A 17,617-nucleotide genomic window follows, 5' to 3' on the forward strand; every position below is an offset into this window, starting at 1 on the left:
TTATTTTATTCTGCAGAATACTCTTCTAAATCTATATTGCTGTGCCCATTTAATGCTAAATCAGCAAATCGACCTTGCTGATACAAATAGTGGCCGGCAACGCCTATCATTGCAGCATTATCTGTGCATAATTTAGGACTTGGGATAGTTAATTGAATGTCATTGACTTTGCATTGATCCGCTAAAGATTGACGTAATCCTTTATTACTCGCCACGCCACCAGCAACAATTAATCGCTGAACACCATATTCTTTACAAGCTTGAATAGCTTTAAACGTGAGCACCTCTACAACACTGTTTTGAAAGCTCGTTGCTACGTTAGCTTCAATGATTGGAATATTTTTTTGTCGTTGATTGTGAAGTTGATTGATTACGGCACTTTTCAACCCACTAAAACTAAAATCATAACTATCTTTATCCAACCAAACACGAGGGAATGAATAAGTATCTTCACCTTCAGCAGCCAACCGATCAACTTGTGGACCACCTGGATAATTTAAACCAATTGTTCGTGCCACTTTATCATAAGCCTCACCTACTGCGTCATCTCGTGTTTCACCAATGACTTCAAATGATAAATGATCCTTCATATAAACTAATTCAGTATGTCCACCTGAAACAATAAGTGCAATTAGCGGGAATGTTAATGGCTCTTCTATGTGATTAGCATATATATGTCCTGCAATATGATGAACAGGAATAAGTGGCTTATCGTAAGCAAATGCCAATGCTTTGGCTGCATTAACACCTATTAGTAACGCACCAATTAGTCCAGGGCCTTCTGTAACCGCTATGGCATCAATATCTTCTATTGATACATCGGCATCCCCTAGAGCCTCGTTTATTGTTGCTGTTATACCTTCAACGTGATGTCTACTTGCCACTTCGGGAACGACACCGCCAAATCGTTTATGACTTTCAATCTGACTTAAAACTGTATTTGATAAAATATCTCTGCCATTTTTTATAACACTAACGCTTGTTTCATCACAACTTGTTTCAACAGCTAGTATTAATATATCTTTAGTCATTTAAATTCACCCACATAACCATTGCGTCCTCACCTTCACCATAATAATTTTTACGTTTACCACCATATTGAAATCCTAAATTTTCATATACATGTTGTGCCACTTTATTATTAACTCTTACTTCTAAACTCATCACATCACAAGTGTGACTTGCATAGTTTATTCCGTATTTTAAAAGCATTTGACCTAAACCATAGCCTCTATAATTATCATCGATTGCAACTGTTGTAATTTGAGCTTGATCGATAACAATCCATAAACCTAAATAACCAATAATTTGTTGTTCAAATTCTAAGACAAAATATTTCGCAAAGTTATTTTGCTCTATTTCATGATAAAATGCGTCAATTGTCCAAGAACTGTCATTGAAACTCCGACGCTCAAGATCAAAGACTTGTGGCACATCTTCTTTAGTCATCTCTCTAATGTTTAATTGTTCTTTTGACTGTTGATCCAATTTCGTTCCGCCTCAGCTAATTTATGGTATTTAGGAGTAAATGTATGTACGTCTGAAGGTTTATCTAGCAATTGATACATGACTGATGCATTTGGTAGCTGCGCAATCACTTCACCTTGTAATTCATCTTGTAATTTTACAGTATCTTTCCCAATATAAATAAATGGTTGGTTTAAATCTTCTAAAAAAGCTCGCAATGCCTCTATCGACATATATTGATCTTCTAAAATAGTCACTAATTGACCATTTTGCCACTGGAATATGCCTGTATAAACTGCTTGTCGTCTTGCATCAAACACAGGAACCAATAATTTATCAGTATGATCGATTGTTGCTGCCAATGCCTTTAATGATGAAACACCATATAATTTAACATCTAACGCATACGCTAATGTTTTAGCAACAGTAACACCGATACGTAAGCCAGTATATGAACCAGGACCTTCAGCAACAATAATCGCATCTAATTGCTGTTTAGCTATTTTGCTCTGCTCAAATAGCTGACTAATCGCAGGCATTAATTGCACTGAATGATTTTGTTTAGAATCCGTAGTTATTTCAGCTAAAACTTCATCGTTTTGCATCAATGCTACTGATAATGGTTGATTCGATGTATCAATGAGCAGCGAATTCATGGATAATTGCCTCCTTAATTTGTTCATAATGTTCTCCTTGCGCGAACAACTCAATTTGTCTTGTATTTTCAGATATTGTTGAAATGTTAATAGATAAATGCGTCGCTGGAAGTAAATCTTTTATAAATTGACTCCATTCAATAACAGTAATTGCCTGATCTTCGAAAAATTCATCAAATCCTAAATCTTCATCAGAATCTTCTAAGCGATAACAATCCATATGATGCAATTTTAAATTTTTACCCCTATATGATTTAATGATGTTAAATGTCGGGGAATTAATCGTACGTCTTACACCAAGAGCTTTTCCTATAAATTGCGTTAACGTTGTTTTACCTGCTCCTAAATCTCCGTTAAGTAAAATCAAATCACCACTTTTCAATTGCTCAACTAAAAATATAGCAAATTGATTCATTTCATCTAAATTATTTATCTTTATCAATGTTGATTCTCCTATATTATGCTTTTCATTCATAAAAATGATTATCCATTGTTCAATCGTATCTAACTTTATATTTAACCTTTATATTGTAACAAATTTCAACTTAAATTTCTTATCTTTGAAACAGATTATCTATTCAAAGTTAATTGTAAGAAAATTTAAAATATTTGTTGACATACTAAAGCAGATATAGTAAATTAAATTTATCAAATTTTTAGACAATTCTAACTATTAAAGTGATATATACCATTCACGGAAGGAGTATAATAAAATGCTTAATCAATATACTGAACATCAACCGACAACTTCAAATATTATTATTTTATTATACTCTTTAGGACTCGAACGTTAGTAAATATTTACTAAACGCTTTAAGTCCTATTTCTGTTTGAATGGGACTTGTAAACGTCCCAATAATATTGGGACGTTTTTTTATGTTTTATCTTTCAATTACTTATTTTTATTACTATAAAACATGATTAATCATTAAAATTTACGGGGGAATTTACTATGCGAAGCGACATGATCAAAAAAGGAGATCACCAAGCACCAGCAAGAAGTCTTTTACATGCCACGGGCGCGCTAAAAAGTCCAACTGATATGAACAAACCATTTGTAGCTATTTGTAACTCTTATATTGATATTGTTCCTGGACATGTTCACTTGAGAGAGCTTGCAGATATAGCTAAAGAAGCAATTAGAGAAGCCGGTGCCATTCCATTTGAATTCAATACAATTGGTGTTGATGATGGAATAGCTATGGGACATATCGGAATGCGATATTCTCTACCATCACGTGAAATTATTGCAGATGCAGCTGAAACTGTAATTAACGCTCATTGGTTTGACGGCGTATTTTACATTCCTAATTGTGACAAGATTACACCCGGTATGATTTTAGCAGCCATGAGGACAAACGTACCAGCTATCTTTTGCTCTGGTGGACCAATGAAAGCTGGCTTATCTGCACATGGAAAAGCATTAACACTTTCATCAATGTTTGAAGCAGTCGGCGCATTTAAAGAAGGATCGATTTCTAAAGAAGAATTTTTAGATATGGAACAAAATGCCTGCCCTACTTGTGGTTCATGTGCTGGGATGTTTACTGCAAATTCAATGAACTGTTTGATGGAAGTTTTAGGTCTAGCATTACCATACAACGGTACTGCACTTGCAGTCAGTGATCAGCGACGAGAAATGATTCGCCAAGCAGCTTTTAAATTAGTTGAAAATATTAAAAATGATTTAAAACCACGTGATATCGTTACTCGCGAAGCAATTGATGATGCATTTGCACTTGATATGGCTATGGGTGGTTCAACAAACACGGTACTGCATACGTTAGCCATTGCCAATGAAGCTGGTATTGATTATGACTTAGAGCGCATTAATGCTATTGCCAAACGCACGCCATATTTATCAAAAATAGCACCTAGTTCATCGTATTCAATGCATGATGTGCATGAAGCTGGTGGCGTCCCAGCAATTATTAATGAATTGATGAAGAAAGATGGCACGTTACACCCAGATAGAATCACAGTTACTGGCAAAACGTTACGTGAAAATAACGAAGGCAAAGAAATTAAGAACTTTGATGTCATTCACCCTCTTGATGCACCATATGATGCACAAGGCGGTTTATCTATCTTATTTGGTAATATCGCCCCTAAAGGCGCAGTTATTAAAGTTGGCGGCGTTGATCCATCTATCAAAACATTTACTGGGAAAGCAATTTGTTTCAATTCGCATGATGAAGCTGTTGAAGCAATAGACAATCGTACCGTTCGTGCAGGCCACGTCGTTGTCATTAGATATGAAGGACCTAAAGGTGGACCAGGTATGCCTGAAATGTTAGCACCTACTTCCTCTATTGTTGGTCGCGGCTTAGGTAAAGATGTTGCATTAATTACTGATGGGCGTTTTTCCGGTGCCACAAGAGGTATTGCAGTTGGTCATATTTCCCCTGAAGCTGCATCTGGTGGACCAATTGCCTTAATTGAAGATGGTGATGAGATTACTATTGATTTAACAAATCGTACATTAAACGTAAACCAGCCTGAAGATGTTCTAGCGCGTCGCCGAGAATCTTTAACACCATTTAAAGCGAAAGTAAAAACAGGTTATCTAGCTCGTTATACTGCCCTAGTAACTAGCGCAAATACAGGTGGCGTCATGCAAGTCCCTGAGAATTTAATTTAATTTATTTTTATATTGGAGATGGTTAAAATGTCTAAAACTCAACATGAAGTAAACCAAAATATTGACCCTTTAAAAATGGCTGAATCACTTGAACCTGAACAACTAAATGAAAAAACTTTAAATGATATGCGTTCAGGATCAGAAGTGCTAGTAGAAGCTCTACTTAAAGAAAATGTGGATTATTTATTCGGTTATCCTGGTGGTGCCGTACTACCTTTATATGACACGTTTTATGATGGTAAAATCAAACATATTTTAGCAAGACACGAACAAGGTGCTGTTCATGCTGCAGAAGGTTATGCACGTGTATCTGGTAAAACTGGCGTCGTTGTAGTTACAAGCGGTCCAGGTGCAACTAATGTAATGACAGGTATTACGGATGCACATTGCGACTCTTTACCTCTAGTTGTATTCACTGGACAAGTTGCTACACCAGGCATTGGTAAAGATGCATTCCAAGAAGCGGATATTCTATCTATGACTTCACCAATTACAAAACAAAATTATCAAGTGAAACGTGTTGAAGATATCCCTAAAATCGTACACGAAGCTTTCCATGTAGCTAATTCTGGACGCAAAGGTCCTGTAGTGATTGATTTTCCAAAAGATATGGGTGTTTTAGCTACAAATGTGGATTTATGCGACGAAATCAATATTCCAGGTTATGAAGTTGTTACAGAACCAGAAAATAAAGACATTGACACTTTCATCTCACTTTTAAAAGAAGCGAAAAAGCCTGTCGTATTAGCCGGCGCAGGTATTAATCAATCAAAATCAAATCAATTATTAACACAGTTTGTTAATAAACATCAAATCCCAACAGTTACTACTTTACTAGGTCTAGGTGCTGTACCTTATGAGGATACACTATTTTTAGGTATGGGAGGAATGCATGGTTCTTATGCTAGTAACATGGCATTAACTGAGTGTGATTTACTCATTAATTTAGGTAGCCGCTTCGATGATAGATTAGCAAGCAAACCTGATGCCTTTGCACCTAACGCCAAAATTGTACATGTAGATATTGATCCTTCAGAAATCAATAAAGTTATTCATGTAGATTTAGGTATTATTGCAGACTGTAAAAGATTTTTAGAATGTTTAAATGATAAAAATGTTGAGACTATAGAACACAGTGACTGGGTTAAACATTGTCAAAATAATAAGCAGAAACACCCATTTAAACTTGTTGAAGAAGATCAAGTATTTTGTAAGCCACAACAAACAATCGAATATATCGGCAAAATTACAAATGGTGAAGCAATTGTTACTACAGACGTGGGACAACATCAAATGTGGGCAGCTCAATTTTATCCATTTAAAAATCACGGACAATGGGTTACAAGCGGTGGTTTAGGAACAATGGGATTCGGTATTCCTTCGTCAATTGGTGCCAAATTAGCTAATCCTGATAAAACAGTCGTATGTTTCGTCGGTGACGGTGGTTTCCAAATGACAAACCAAGAAATGGCACTTTTACCCGAATATGGTTTAGATGTCAAAATCGTACTAATCAATAATGGAACATTAGGTATGGTTAAACAATGGCAAGATAAGTTCTTTAATCAACGCTTCTCACACTCAGTATTTAATGGTCAACCTGATTTTATGAAAATGGCAGAAGCATATGGCGTCAAAGGTTTCTTAATCGATAAGCCAGAACAACTGGAAGAACAATTAGATGCAGCGTTTGCTTATCAAGGACCAGCTTTAATTGAGGTTCGTATTTCCCCTACTGAAGCTGTAACCCCAATGGTTCCGAGTGGCAAATCAAATCATGAAATGGAGGGCTTATAATGACAAGAATTCTTAAATTACAAGTTGCGGATCAAGTCAGCACGCTAAATCGAATTACAAGTGCTTTTGTTCGCCTACAATATAATATCGATACATTACATGTTACACATTCTGAACAACCTGGGATTTCTAACATGGAAATTCAAGTCGATATTCAAGATGATACATCACTTCATATATTAATTAAAAAATTAAAACAACAAATTAATGTTTTAACGGTTGAATGCTACGACCTTGTTGATAACGAAGCTTAATTTTAAGACAAAGGCAATGATGCGCTAATTAGTTATAGATATATCATAGGCTGCTAGTTAACATCTGCCACTATTACAAAGTTATATTTCAGAATTTTCGAAACACAAAATATTTAATTATTTGGAGGAATTTATTATGACAACAGTTTATTATGATCAAGATGTAAAAACGGACGCTTTACAAGGCAAAAAAATTGCAGTAGTAGGTTATGGATCACAAGGTCACGCGCATGCACAAAACTTAAAAGACAATGGATATGATGTAGTCATCGGCATTCGCCCAGGTCGTTCTTTTGACAAAGCTAAAGAAGATGGATTTGATGTGTTCCCTGTTGCAGAAGCAGTTAAGCAAGCTGATGTAATTATGGTGCTATTACCTGATGAAATTCAAGGTGATGTATACAAAAACGAAATTGAACCAAATTTAGAAAAACATAATGCGCTTGCATTTGCTCATGGCTTTAACATTCATTTTGGTGTTATTCAACCACCAGCTGATGTTGATGTATTTTTAGTAGCTCCTAAAGGACCGGGTCATTTAGTTAGACGTACATTTGTTGAAGGTTCTGCTGTACCATCACTATTTGGTATTCAACAAGGCGCTTCAGGTCAAGCACGTAATATTGCTTTAAGTTATGCAAAAGGTATTGGTGCAACTCGTGCAGGTGTTATTGAAACAACATTTAAAGAAGAAACTGAGACAGATTTATTTGGTGAACAAGCAGTACTTTGCGGTGGTGTATCGAAATTAATTCAAAGTGGCTTTGAAACATTAGTAGAAGCGGGTTATCAACCAGAATTAGCTTATTTTGAAGTATTACATGAAATGAAATTAATCGTTGATTTGATGTATGAAGGCGGTATGGAAAATGTACGTTACTCAATTTCAAATACTGCTGAATTTGGTGACTATGTTTCAGGACCACGTGTTATCACACCAGATGTTAAAGAAAATATGAAAGCTGTATTAACTGATATCCAAAATGGTAACTTCAGTAATCGCTTTATCGAAGACAATAAAAATGGATTCAAAGAATTTTATAAATTACGCGAAGAACAACATGGTCATCAAATTGAAAAAGTTGGTCGTGAATTACGCGAAATGATGCCTTTTATTAAATCTAAAAGCATTGAAAAATAAGATAGACCTACAATGAGGAGTTGTTAAATATGAGTAGTCATATTCAAATTTTTGATACGACACTAAGAGACGGTGAACAAACACCAGGAGTGAATTTTACTTTTGATGAACGCTTGCGTATTGCATTGCAATTAGAAAAATGGGGTGTAGATGTTATTGAAGCTGGATTTCCTGCTTCAAGTACAGGTAGCTTTAAATCTGTTCAAGCAATTGCACAAACATTAACAACAACGGCTGTATGTGGTTTAGCTAGATGTAAAAAATCTGACATCGATGCTGTATATGAAGCAACAAAAGATGCAGCGAAGCCGGTCGTGCATGTTTTTATAGCAACATCACCTATTCATCTTGAACATAAACTTAAAATGTCTCAAGAAGACGTTTTAGCATCTATTAAAGAACATGTCACATACGCGAAACAATTATTTGACGTTGTTCAATTTTCACCTGAAGATGCAACGCGTACTGAATTACCATTCTTAGTGAAATGTGTACAAACTGCCGTTGACGCTGGAGCTACAGTTATTAATATTCCTGATACAGTCGGCTACAGTTACCATGATGAATATGCACATATTTTCAAAACCTTAACAGAATCTGTAACATCTTCAAATGAAATTATTTATAGTGCTCATTGCCATGACGATTTAGGAATGGCTGTTTCAAATAGTTTAGCTGCAATTGAAGGCGGTGCGAGACGAATTGAAGGCACTGTAAATGGTATTGGTGAACGAGCAGGTAATGCAGCACTTGAAGAAGTCGCGCTTGCACTATACGTTCGAAATGATCATTATGGTGCTCAAACTGCTCTTAATCTCGAAGAAACTAAAAAAACATCGGATTTAATTTCAAGATATGCAGGTATTCGAGTGCCTAGAAATAAAGCAATTGTTGGCCAAAATGCATTTAGTCATGAATCAGGTATTCACCAAGATGGCGTATTAAAACATCGTGAAACATATGAAATTATGACACCTCAACTTGTTGGTGTAAGCACGACTGAACTTCCATTAGGAAAATTATCTGGTAAACACGCCTTCTCAGAGAAGTTAAAAGCATTAGGTTATGACATTGATAAAGAAGCGCAAATAGATTTATTTAAACAATTCAAGGCCATTGCGGACAAAAAGAAATCTGTTTCAGATAGAGATATTCATGCGATTATTCAAGGTTCTGAGCATGAGCATCAAGCACTTTATAAATTGGAAACACTGCAACTACAATATGTCTCTAGCGGCCTTCAAAGTGCTGTTGTTGTTGTTAAAGATAAAGAGGGTCATATTTACCAGGATTCAAGTATTGGTACTGGTTCAATCGTAGCAATTTACAATGCAGTTGATCGTATTTTCCAGAAAGAAACAGAATTAATTGATTATCGTATTAATTCTGTCACTGAAGGTACTGATGCCCAAGCAGAAGTACATGTAAATTTATTGATTGAAGGTAAGACTGTCAATGGCTTTGGTATTGATCATGATATTTTACAAGCCTCTTGTAAAGCATACGTAGAAGCACATGCTAAATTTGCAGCTGAAAATGTTGAGAAGGTAGGTAATTAATTATGACTTATAACATTGTTGCCCTACCTGGTGATGGAATCGGTCCAGAAATTTTGAACGGATCTCTATCATTGCTTGAAATTATAAGTAATAAATATAACTTTAATTATCAAATAGAGCACCACGAATTTGGTGGTGCCTCTATTGATACATTCGGCGAGCCTTTAACTGAGAAAACCTTAAATGCGTGTAAAAGAGCAGATGCTATTTTACTGGGTGCAATCGGTGGACCTAAATGGACAGATCCTAACAATCGACCAGAACAAGGATTATTAAAATTGCGTAAATCCTTAAATTTATTTGTAAATATACGCCCCACTACCGTTGTCAAAGGCGCTAGTTCTTTATCACCTTTAAAGGAAGAACGCGTTGAAGGCACAGATTTAGTTATAGTCCGTGAATTGACAAGTGGTATTTATTTTGGAGAACCTAGACATTTTAATAATCACGAGGCCTTAGATTCTCTTACTTATACAAGAGAAGAAATAGAACGCATTGTTCACGTAGCATTTAAATTGGCCGCTTCAAGACGAGGAAAACTAACATCAGTTGATAAAGAAAATGTATTAGCTTCTAGTAAATTGTGGCGCAAAGTCGTAAATGAAGTAAGTCAATTATATCCAGAAGTAACAGTAAATCACTTATTTGTTGATGCTTGTAGTATGCATTTAATCACAAATCCAAAACAATTTGACGTCATCGTATGTGAAAACTTATTTGGCGATATTTTAAGTGATGAAGCTTCAGTGATTCCTGGTTCACTTGGTTTATCACCTTCTGCTAGTTTTAGTAACGATGGTCCAAGATTGTATGAGCCTATTCATGGATCAGCACCAGATATTGCAGGTAAAAACGTTGCCAATCCATTTGGAATGATTCTATCTTTAGCGATGTGTTTACGTGAAAGCTTAAATCAACCAGATGCTGCAGATGAATTAGAACAACATATTTATAGCATGATTGAACATGGGCAAACGACAGCAGATTTAGGCGGCAAATTGAATACTACTGATATTTTCGAAATTCTATCTCAAAAATTGAATCACTAAGGGGGAGATGTAAATGGGTCAAACATTATTTGACAAGGTGTGGAACAGACATGTGTTATACGGGAAATTGGGCGAACCGCAACTATTATACATTGATTTACACCTTATACATGAAGTTACTTCTCCTCAAGCATTTGAAGGACTTAGGCTTCAAAACAGAAAATTAAGACGCCCAGATTTAACATTTGCAACACTCGATCACAATGTTCCTACTATTGATATATTCAATATTAAAGATGAAATTGCAAACAAACAAATCACAACATTACAAAAAAACGCCATAGATTTTGGGGTGCATATTTTTGATATGGGTTCTGATGAACAAGGTATTGTTCACATGGTAGGACCTGAGACAGGACTTACACAGCCTGGCAAGACAATCGTTTGTGGTGACTCTCACACAGCAACACATGGAGCATTTGGTGCTATTGCATTTGGAATTGGAACAAGTGAAGTTGAACATGTTTTCGCAACTCAAACGCTATGGCAAACAAAACCCAAAAACTTAAAAATCGATATTAATGGTACCTTACCAACAGGCGTCTATGCTAAGGACATTATTCTGCATTTAATTAAAACGTATGGTGTTGACTTTGGTACAGGCTATGCTTTGGAATTTACTGGCGAAACAATTAAAAACCTTTCAATGGATGGTCGAATGACTATTTGTAACATGGCTATCGAAGGTGGTGCCAAATACGGCATAATCCAACCTGATGATATAACATTTGAATATGTTAAAGGGAGACCATTTGCCGATAACTTCGCTAAATCAGTTGATAAGTGGCGTGAGCTATATTCTGATGACGACGCGATATTTGATCGTGTAATTGAACTTGATGTTTCAACATTAGAACCACAAGTGACATGGGGAACTAATCCTGAAATGGGTGTTAATTTCAGTGAACCATTCCCTGAAATCAATGATATCAACGATCAACGTGCGTATGATTATATGGGGTTAGAACCAGGTCAAAAAGCTGAAGACATCGACTTAGGGTATGTTTTTCTCGGTTCATGTACAAATGCTAGACTATCAGATTTGATTGAAGCTAGTCATATTGTTAAAGGAAATAAAGTTCATCCAAATATTACAGCTATTGTCGTACCAGGTTCTCGTACAGTAAAAAAAGAAGCAGAAAAATTAGGTCTAGATACTATCTTTAAAAATGCAGGATTTGAATGGCGTGAACCAGGATGTTCAATGTGTTTAGGCATGAATCCTGACCAAGTACCTGAGGGCGTACATTGTGCATCTACAAGTAATCGAAACTTTGAAGGACGACAAGGCAAAGGTGCAAGAACACATTTAGTATCCCCTGCTATGGCAGCAGCAGCAGCTATTCATGGTAAATTTGTGGACGTAAGAAAGGTGGTTGTTTAAATGGCAGCAATCAAACCTATTACAACATATAAAGGTAAAATAGTCCCTCTCTTCAACGACAATATCGATACAGACCAAATCATTCCTAAGGTACACTTAAAGCGTATTTCAAAAAGTGGCTTTGGTCCATTTGCTTTTGATGAATGGCGGTACTTACCTGATGGTTCAGATAATCCTGATTTCAATCCTAACAAACCACAATATAAAGGGGCTTCTATTTTAATTACTGGAGATAATTTTGGATGTGGTTCAAGTCGTGAACATGCTGCTTGGGCTCTTAAGGACTATGGTTTTCATATTATTATTGCAGGAAGTTTCAGTGACATATTTTATATGAATTGCACTAAAAATGCGATGTTGCCTATCGTTTTAGAAAAAAGTGCCCGTGAACATCTTGCACAATATGTTGAAATTGAGGTCGATTTACCAAATCAAACTGTGTCATCACCAGACAAGCGTTTCCATTTTGAAATTGATGAAACTTGGAAGAATAAACTTGTAAATGGCTTAGATGACATTGCAATCACCCTACAATATGAATCATTAATAGAAAAATATGAAAAATCACTTTAAGGGAGTTGAATATTATGACAGTCAAAACAACAGTTTCTACGAAAGATATCGATGAGGCATTTTTAAGACTTAAAGATATTGTCAAAGAAACACCTTTACAATTAGACCATTACTTATCTCAAAAGTATGATTGTAAAGTCTATTTAAAACGAGAAGATTTACAATGGGTACGTTCTTTTAAATTAAGAGGTGCTTACAACGCTATTTCTGTTTTATCAGATGAAGCTAAAAGTAAAGGTATTACATGTGCAAGTGCAGGTAATCATGCTCAAGGTGTTGCCTATACAGCTAAAAAACTTAATTTAAACGCTGTTATCTTTATGCCAGTCACTACACCTTTACAAAAGGTAAATCAAGTAAAGTTCTTTGGAAATAGTAACGTTGAAGTTGTACTCACTGGTGATACATTTGATCACTGTTTAGCTGAAGCTTTAACTTATACAAGTGAACATCAAATGAACTTTATAGATCCATTCAATAATGTTCATACAATTTCTGGACAAGGTACGCTTGCTAAAGAAATGCTAGAACAAGCAAAGTCTGACAATGTTAACTTTGATTATCTATTTGCCGCAATTGGTGGTGGCGGTTTAATTTCAGGTATTAGTACTTACTTTAAAACCTATTCACCTACCACGAAAATTATAGGTGTTGAACCTTCAGGTGCAAGTAGTATGTATGAATCTGTTGTGGTAAATAATCAGGTAGTCACATTGCCTAATATCGATAAATTTGTGGACGGTGCATCTGTAGCTAGAGTTGGCGATATTACATTTGAAATTGCAAAAGAAAATGTAGATGATTACGTTCAAGTAGATGAAGGTGCAGTTTGTTCTACGATTTTAGATATGTATTCAAAACAAGCAATTGTAGCAGAACCTGCTGGCGCATTAAGTGTAAGTGCGCTTGAAAACTATAAAGATCATATTAAAGGTAAAACAGTGGTTTGTGTCATTAGTGGTGGTAATAATGATATTAATCGAATGAAAGAAATTGAAGAACGTTCATTACTATACGAAGAAATGAAGCATTACTTTATCTTAAATTTCCCTCAACGTCCAGGTGCATTGAGAGAATTTGTAAATGACGTATTAGGACCTCAAGACGATATTACTAAATTTGAATACTTAAAAAAATCTTCTCAAAATACAGGTACTGTCATTATTGGTATTCAACTTAAAGATCATGATGATTTAATACAACTCAAACAACGTGTAAATCATTTCGATCCTTCCAATATTTATATTAATGAAAATAAGATGTTATATTCATTGTTAATTTAACACATAGTAAGAAAAACAGTCATAAATTGATTTCTAATTGAAATCATCTTATGACTGCTTTTTATTATACTTTACATTTCTCGTTTCGTCAGATTCAAACGTTTTCACTTCGCCAAGCCATCTTTCTTTGTGTTTGCTTTTATTTTGACGTTTTAGACATAAAAAAAGAGACCTTGCGGTCTCAATGCGGCTCATCGCATCCACTTTTTGCCTGGCAACGTTCTACTCTAGCGGAACGTAAGTTCGACTACCATCGACGCTAAGGAGCTTAACTTCTGTGTTCGGCATGGGAACAGGTGTGACCTCCTTGCTATAGTCACCAGACATATGAATGTAAATTATACATTCAAAACTAGATAGTAAGTAAAAGTGATTTTGCTTCGCAAAACATTTATTTTGATTAAGTCTTCGATCGATTAGTATTCGTCAGCTCCACATGTCACCATGCTTCCACCTCGAACCTATTAACCTCATCATCTTTGAGGGATCTTATAACCGAAGTTGGGAAATCTCATCTTGAGGGGGGCTTCATGCTTAGATGCTTTCAGCACTTATCCCGTCCACACATAGCTACCCAGCTATGCCGTTGGCACGACAACTGGTACACCAGAGGTATGTCCATCCCGGTCCTCTCGTACTAAGGACAGCTCCTCTCAAATTTCCTACGCCCACGACGGATAGGGACCGAACTGTCTCACGACGTTCTGAACCCAGCTCGCGTACCGCTTTAATGGGCGAACAGCCCAACCCTTGGGACCGACTACAGCCCCAGGATGCGATGAGCCGACATCGAGGTGCCAAACCTCCCCGTCGATGTGAACTCTTGGGGGAGATAAGCCTGTTATCCCCGGGGTAGCTTTTATCCGTTGAGCGATGGCCCTTCCATGCGGAACCACCGGATCACTAAGTCCGTCTTTCGACCCTGCTCGACTTGTAGGTCTCGCAGTCAAGCTCCCTTATGCCTTTACACTCTATGAATGATTTCCAACCATTCTGAGGGAACCTTTGAGCGCCTCCGTTACCTTTTAGGAGGCGACCGCCCCAGTCAAACTGCCCGCCTGACACTGTCTCCCACCACGATAAGTGGTGCGGGTTAGAAAGCCAACACAGCTAGGGTAGTATCCCACCAGCGCCTCCACGTAAGCTAGCGCTCACGTTTCAAAGGCTCCTACCTATCCTGTACAAGCTGTGCCGAATTTCAATATCAGGCTACAGTAAAGCTCCACGGGGTCTTTCCGTCCTGTCGCGGGTAACCTGCATCTTCACAGGTACTATGATTTCACCGAGTCTCTCGTTGAGACAGTGCCCAAATCGTTACGCCTTTCGTGCGGGTCGGAACTTACCCGACAAGGAATTTCGCTACCTTAGGACCGTTATAGTTACGGCCGCCGTTTACTGGGGCTTCGATTCGTAGCTTCGCAGAAGCTAACCACTCCTCTTAACCTTCCAGCACCGGGCAGGCGTCAGCCCCTATACATCACCTTACGGTTTAGCAGAGACCTGTGTTTTTGATAAACAGTCGCTTGGGCCTATTCACTGCGGCTCTTCTGGGCGTTAACCCTAAAGAGCACCCCTTCTCCCGAAGTTACGGGGTCATTTTGCCGAGTTCCTTAACGAGAGTTCGCTCGCTCACCTTAGAATTCTCATCTTGACTACCTGTGTCGGTTTGCGGTACGGGCACCTATTTTCTATCTAGAGGCTTTTCTCGGCAGTGTGAAATCAACGACTCGAAGACACAATGTCTTCTCCCCATCACAGCTCAGCCTTAACGAGTACCGGATTTGCCTAATACTCAGCCTTACTGCTTAGACGTGCAATCCAATCGCACGCTTCGCCTATCCTACTGCGTCCCCCCATCGATTAAAACGATTATAGGTGGTACAGGAATATCAACCTGTTATCCATCGCCTACGCCTGTCGGCCTCAGCTTAGGACCCGACTAACCCAGAGCGGACGAGCCTTCCTCTGGAAACCTTAGTCAATCGGTGGACGGGATTCTCACCCGTCTTTCGCTACTCACACCGGCATTCTCACTTCTAAGCGCTCCACATGTCCTTACGATCATGCTTCAACGCCCTTAGAACGCTCTCCTACCATTGTCCAAAGGACAATCCACAGCTTCGGTAATATGTTTAGCCCCGGTACATTTTCGGCGCAGTGTCACTCGACTAGTGAGCTATTACGCACTCTTTAAATGATGGCTGCTTCTAAGCCAACATCCTAGTTGTCTGGGCAACGCCACATCCTTTTCCACTTAACATATATTTTGGGACCTTAGCTGGTGGTCTGGGCTGTTTCCCTTTCGAACACGGACCTTATCACCCATGTTCTGACTCCCAAGTTAAATTAATTGGCATTCGGAGTTTGTCTGAATTCGGTAACCCGAGAGGGGCCCCTCGTCCAAACAGTGCTCTACCTCCAATAATCATCACTTGAGGCTAGCCCTAAAGCTATTTCGGAGAGAACCAGCTATCTCCAGGTTCGATTGGAATTTCTCCGCTACCCTCAGTTCATCCGCTCACTTTTCAACGTAAGTCGGTTCGGTCCTCCATTCAGTGTTACCTGAACTTCAACCTGACCAAGGGTAGATCACCTGGTTTCGGGTCTACGACCAAATACTAAACGCCCTATTCAGACTCGCTTTCGCTACGGCTCCACATTTACTGCTTAACCTTGCATCAAATCGTAACTCGCCGGTTCATTCTACAAAAGGCACGCCATCACCCATTAACGGGCTCTGACTACTTGTAAGCACACGGTTTCAGGTTCTATTTCACTCCCCTTCCGGGGTGCTTTTCACCTTTCCCTCACGGTACTGGTTCACTATCGGTCACTAGAGAGTATTTAGCCTTAGGAGATGGTCCTCCCAGATTCCGACGGAATTTCACGTGCTCCGTCGTACTCAGGATCCACTCAAGAGAGACAACATTTTCGACTACAGGATTATTACCTTCTTTGATTCATCTTTCCAGATGATTCGTCTAATGTCGTCCTTTGTAACTCCGTATAGAGTGTCCTACAACCCCAACAAGCAAGCTTGTTGGTTTGGGCTCTTCCCGTTTCGCTCGCCGCTACTAAGGGAATCGAATTTTCTTTCTCTTCCTCCGGGTACTAAGATGTTTCAGTTCTCCGGGTGTGCCTTCTGATATGCTATGTATTCACATATCGATAACATGACATAACTCATGCTGGGTTTCCCCATTCGGAAATCTCTGGATCAAAGCTTACTTACAGCTCCCCAAAGCATATCGTCGTTAGTAACGTCCTTCATCGGCTTCTAGTGCCAAGGCATCCACCGTGCGCCCTTAATAACTTAATCTATGTTTCCACCATTTTTATAAGTCAAACGCTCACATACGGCTTCGTTTTCATTATTTTAAATGCTCATTTACATAAGTAAACTCTGCTTTAAAATAATTTAACTCATTGTCTGCTAAACGTTTTCTTTTATAAAAAGATTTAAACGCGTTATTAATCTTGTGAGTGTTCTTTCGAACACTAGCGATTATTTCTTATGAATTCAAGCTTATTTAAAACTCTTTATTCACTCGGTTTTGCTTGGTAAAATCTATATTTTACTTACTTATCTAGTTTTCAATGTACAATTTCTTTTTAGTCAAGCGCTCGCATACTGCTTTATTTTCAAAAAATCAAATGCTCATTTACAAAAGTAAACTCCGCTTTAATTTTTCTTAATGCATTGTCTAACAACCGCTTTCTTTAAAAAGAATAGATTGTCAAGCGCTCGCATAAGCAATATCACTTTAACCAAAAAATATTTGAATGTTAAATAAACATTCAAAACTGAATACA

The 17,617-nt window shown here is 37.7% G+C and carries 14 protein-coding genes and 2 rRNA genes; 10 read left to right on the plus strand and 6 right to left on the minus strand.

Annotated features, from left to right (window positions below):
* Positions 1 to 5: 5 nt before the first annotated feature.
* From tsaD to tsaE, 4 genes are read right to left on the minus strand one after another with little or no spacing between them, the layout of a single operon-like run.
* On the minus strand, positions 6 to 1,031 hold the full coding sequence (tsaD, locus tag AA076_RS10315; RefSeq protein ID WP_000159034.1) for a tRNA (adenosine(37)-N6)-threonylcarbamoyltransferase complex transferase subunit TsaD: 1,026 nt from the start codon (positions 1,029 to 1,031) through the stop codon (positions 6 to 8).
* Positions 1,024 to 1,488: a ribosomal protein S18-alanine N-acetyltransferase gene (gene rimI, locus AA076_RS10320; RefSeq protein ID WP_000372758.1), complete on the minus strand. Its 465-nt coding sequence runs from the start codon at positions 1,486 to 1,488 to the stop codon at positions 1,024 to 1,026. Before rimI ends, tsaD begins: the two co-directional genes overlap by 8 nt.
* The gene (gene tsaB / locus AA076_RS10325) at positions 1,461 to 2,123 is read right to left on the minus strand and encodes a tRNA (adenosine(37)-N6)-threonylcarbamoyltransferase complex dimerization subunit type 1 TsaB (RefSeq protein ID WP_001086744.1); all 663 of its coding nucleotides are present in this window, start codon (positions 2,121 to 2,123) and stop codon (positions 1,461 to 1,463) included. The genes rimI and tsaB overlap by 28 nt, the downstream gene beginning before the upstream one ends.
* A complete protein-coding gene (gene tsaE, locus AA076_RS10330; RefSeq protein WP_000590798.1) occupies positions 2,104 to 2,565 on the minus strand; it encodes a tRNA (adenosine(37)-N6)-threonylcarbamoyltransferase complex ATPase subunit type 1 TsaE in 462 nt (153 codons plus the stop codon). Before tsaE ends, tsaB begins: the two co-directional genes overlap by 20 nt.
* A 37-nt stretch (positions 2,566 to 2,602) precedes the next feature.
* Between tsaE and AA076_RS15380 the strand changes: the two genes are divergently transcribed.
* The 10 genes from AA076_RS15380 to ilvA all read left to right on the plus strand — a co-directional run bounded on the left by AA076_RS15380 (position 2,603) and on the right by ilvA (position 13,804).
* Positions 2,603 to 2,758 (plus strand): hypothetical protein, encoded by a 156-nt coding sequence (locus tag AA076_RS15380; protein WP_001789600.1) that lies wholly within the window; start codon positions 2,603 to 2,605, stop codon positions 2,756 to 2,758.
* A 317-nt stretch (positions 2,759 to 3,075) separates the two neighbouring features.
* Positions 3,076 to 4,764, plus strand: coding sequence for a dihydroxy-acid dehydratase (gene ilvD, locus AA076_RS10340; protein WP_001255780.1), 1,689 nt, complete (start codon positions 3,076 to 3,078; stop codon positions 4,762 to 4,764).
* A 27-nt stretch (positions 4,765 to 4,791) separates the two neighbouring features.
* Positions 4,792 to 6,561, plus strand: a complete 1,770-nt coding sequence (gene ilvB / locus AA076_RS10345) for a biosynthetic-type acetolactate synthase large subunit (RefSeq protein ID WP_001836298.1) — start codon at positions 4,792 to 4,794, stop codon at positions 6,559 to 6,561.
* Complete coding sequence (locus tag AA076_RS10350) at positions 6,561 to 6,815, plus strand: ACT domain-containing protein (RefSeq protein ID WP_000196911.1); 255 nt, start codon at positions 6,561 to 6,563, stop codon at positions 6,813 to 6,815. The genes ilvB and AA076_RS10350 overlap by 1 nt, the downstream gene beginning before the upstream one ends.
* A 136-nt stretch (positions 6,816 to 6,951) precedes the next feature.
* Positions 6,952 to 7,956, plus strand: a complete 1,005-nt coding sequence (gene ilvC, locus AA076_RS10355; RefSeq protein ID WP_000214557.1) for a ketol-acid reductoisomerase — start codon at positions 6,952 to 6,954, stop codon at positions 7,954 to 7,956.
* Between the two features lie 29 nt (positions 7,957 to 7,985).
* The gene (locus tag AA076_RS10360; protein ID WP_000094576.1) at positions 7,986 to 9,515 is read left to right on the plus strand and encodes a 2-isopropylmalate synthase; all 1,530 of its coding nucleotides are present in this window, start codon (positions 7,986 to 7,988) and stop codon (positions 9,513 to 9,515) included.
* Positions 9,516 to 9,517: 2 nt separating this feature from the next.
* Positions 9,518 to 10,564, plus strand: a complete 1,047-nt coding sequence (gene leuB, locus AA076_RS10365; protein WP_000221956.1) for a 3-isopropylmalate dehydrogenase — start codon at positions 9,518 to 9,520, stop codon at positions 10,562 to 10,564.
* Positions 10,565 to 10,577: 13 nt separating this feature from the next.
* Positions 10,578 to 11,948 (plus strand): 3-isopropylmalate dehydratase large subunit, encoded by a 1,371-nt coding sequence (gene leuC, locus AA076_RS10370; RefSeq protein ID WP_000531823.1) that lies wholly within the window; start codon positions 10,578 to 10,580, stop codon positions 11,946 to 11,948.
* On the plus strand, positions 11,949 to 12,521 hold the full coding sequence (gene leuD, locus AA076_RS10375; protein WP_000718955.1) for a 3-isopropylmalate dehydratase small subunit: 573 nt from the start codon (positions 11,949 to 11,951) through the stop codon (positions 12,519 to 12,521).
* A 14-nt stretch (positions 12,522 to 12,535) separates the two neighbouring features.
* On the plus strand, positions 12,536 to 13,804 hold the full coding sequence (ilvA, locus tag AA076_RS10380; RefSeq protein ID WP_000216853.1) for a threonine ammonia-lyase IlvA: 1,269 nt from the start codon (positions 12,536 to 12,538) through the stop codon (positions 13,802 to 13,804).
* A 209-nt stretch (positions 13,805 to 14,013) separates the two neighbouring features.
* On the opposite strand, the gene rrf is transcribed toward ilvA, so the two are convergent.
* A 5S ribosomal RNA gene (gene rrf / locus AA076_RS10390) occupies positions 14,014 to 14,128 on the minus strand.
* 72 nt (positions 14,129 to 14,200) lie between these two features.
* Positions 14,201 to 17,123 (minus strand): 23S ribosomal RNA (locus tag AA076_RS10395).
* Between the last annotated feature and the right edge of the window lie 494 nt (positions 17,124 to 17,617).

It is taken from the genome of Staphylococcus aureus (assembly GCF_001027105.1).
Lineage (GTDB): Bacteria > Bacillota > Bacilli > Staphylococcales > Staphylococcaceae > Staphylococcus > Staphylococcus aureus.

Coding starts and splice junctions, on each gene's coding strand:
- tsaD (WP_000159034.1), bottom strand. CDS start 1,031: ATGACTAAAGATATATTAATACTAGCTGTTGAAACAAGTTGTGATGAA.
- tsaB (WP_001086744.1), bottom strand. CDS start 2,123: ATGAATTCGCTGCTCATTGATACATCGAATCAACCATTATCAGTAGCA.
- AA076_RS15380 (WP_001789600.1), top strand. CDS start 2,603: ATGATTATCCATTGTTCAATCGTATCTAACTTTATATTTAACCTTTAT.
- ilvD (WP_001255780.1), top strand. CDS start 3,076: ATGCGAAGCGACATGATCAAAAAAGGAGATCACCAAGCACCAGCAAGA.
- ilvB (WP_001836298.1), top strand. CDS start 4,792: ATGTCTAAAACTCAACATGAAGTAAACCAAAATATTGACCCTTTAAAA.
- AA076_RS10350 (WP_000196911.1), top strand. CDS start 6,561: ATGACAAGAATTCTTAAATTACAAGTTGCGGATCAAGTCAGCACGCTA.
- ilvC (WP_000214557.1), top strand. CDS start 6,952: ATGACAACAGTTTATTATGATCAAGATGTAAAAACGGACGCTTTACAA.
- AA076_RS10360 (WP_000094576.1), top strand. CDS start 7,986: ATGAGTAGTCATATTCAAATTTTTGATACGACACTAAGAGACGGTGAA.
- leuB (WP_000221956.1), top strand. CDS start 9,518: ATGACTTATAACATTGTTGCCCTACCTGGTGATGGAATCGGTCCAGAA.
- leuC (WP_000531823.1), top strand. CDS start 10,578: ATGGGTCAAACATTATTTGACAAGGTGTGGAACAGACATGTGTTATAC.
- leuD (WP_000718955.1), top strand. CDS start 11,949: ATGGCAGCAATCAAACCTATTACAACATATAAAGGTAAAATAGTCCCT.
- ilvA (WP_000216853.1), top strand. CDS start 12,536: ATGACAGTCAAAACAACAGTTTCTACGAAAGATATCGATGAGGCATTT.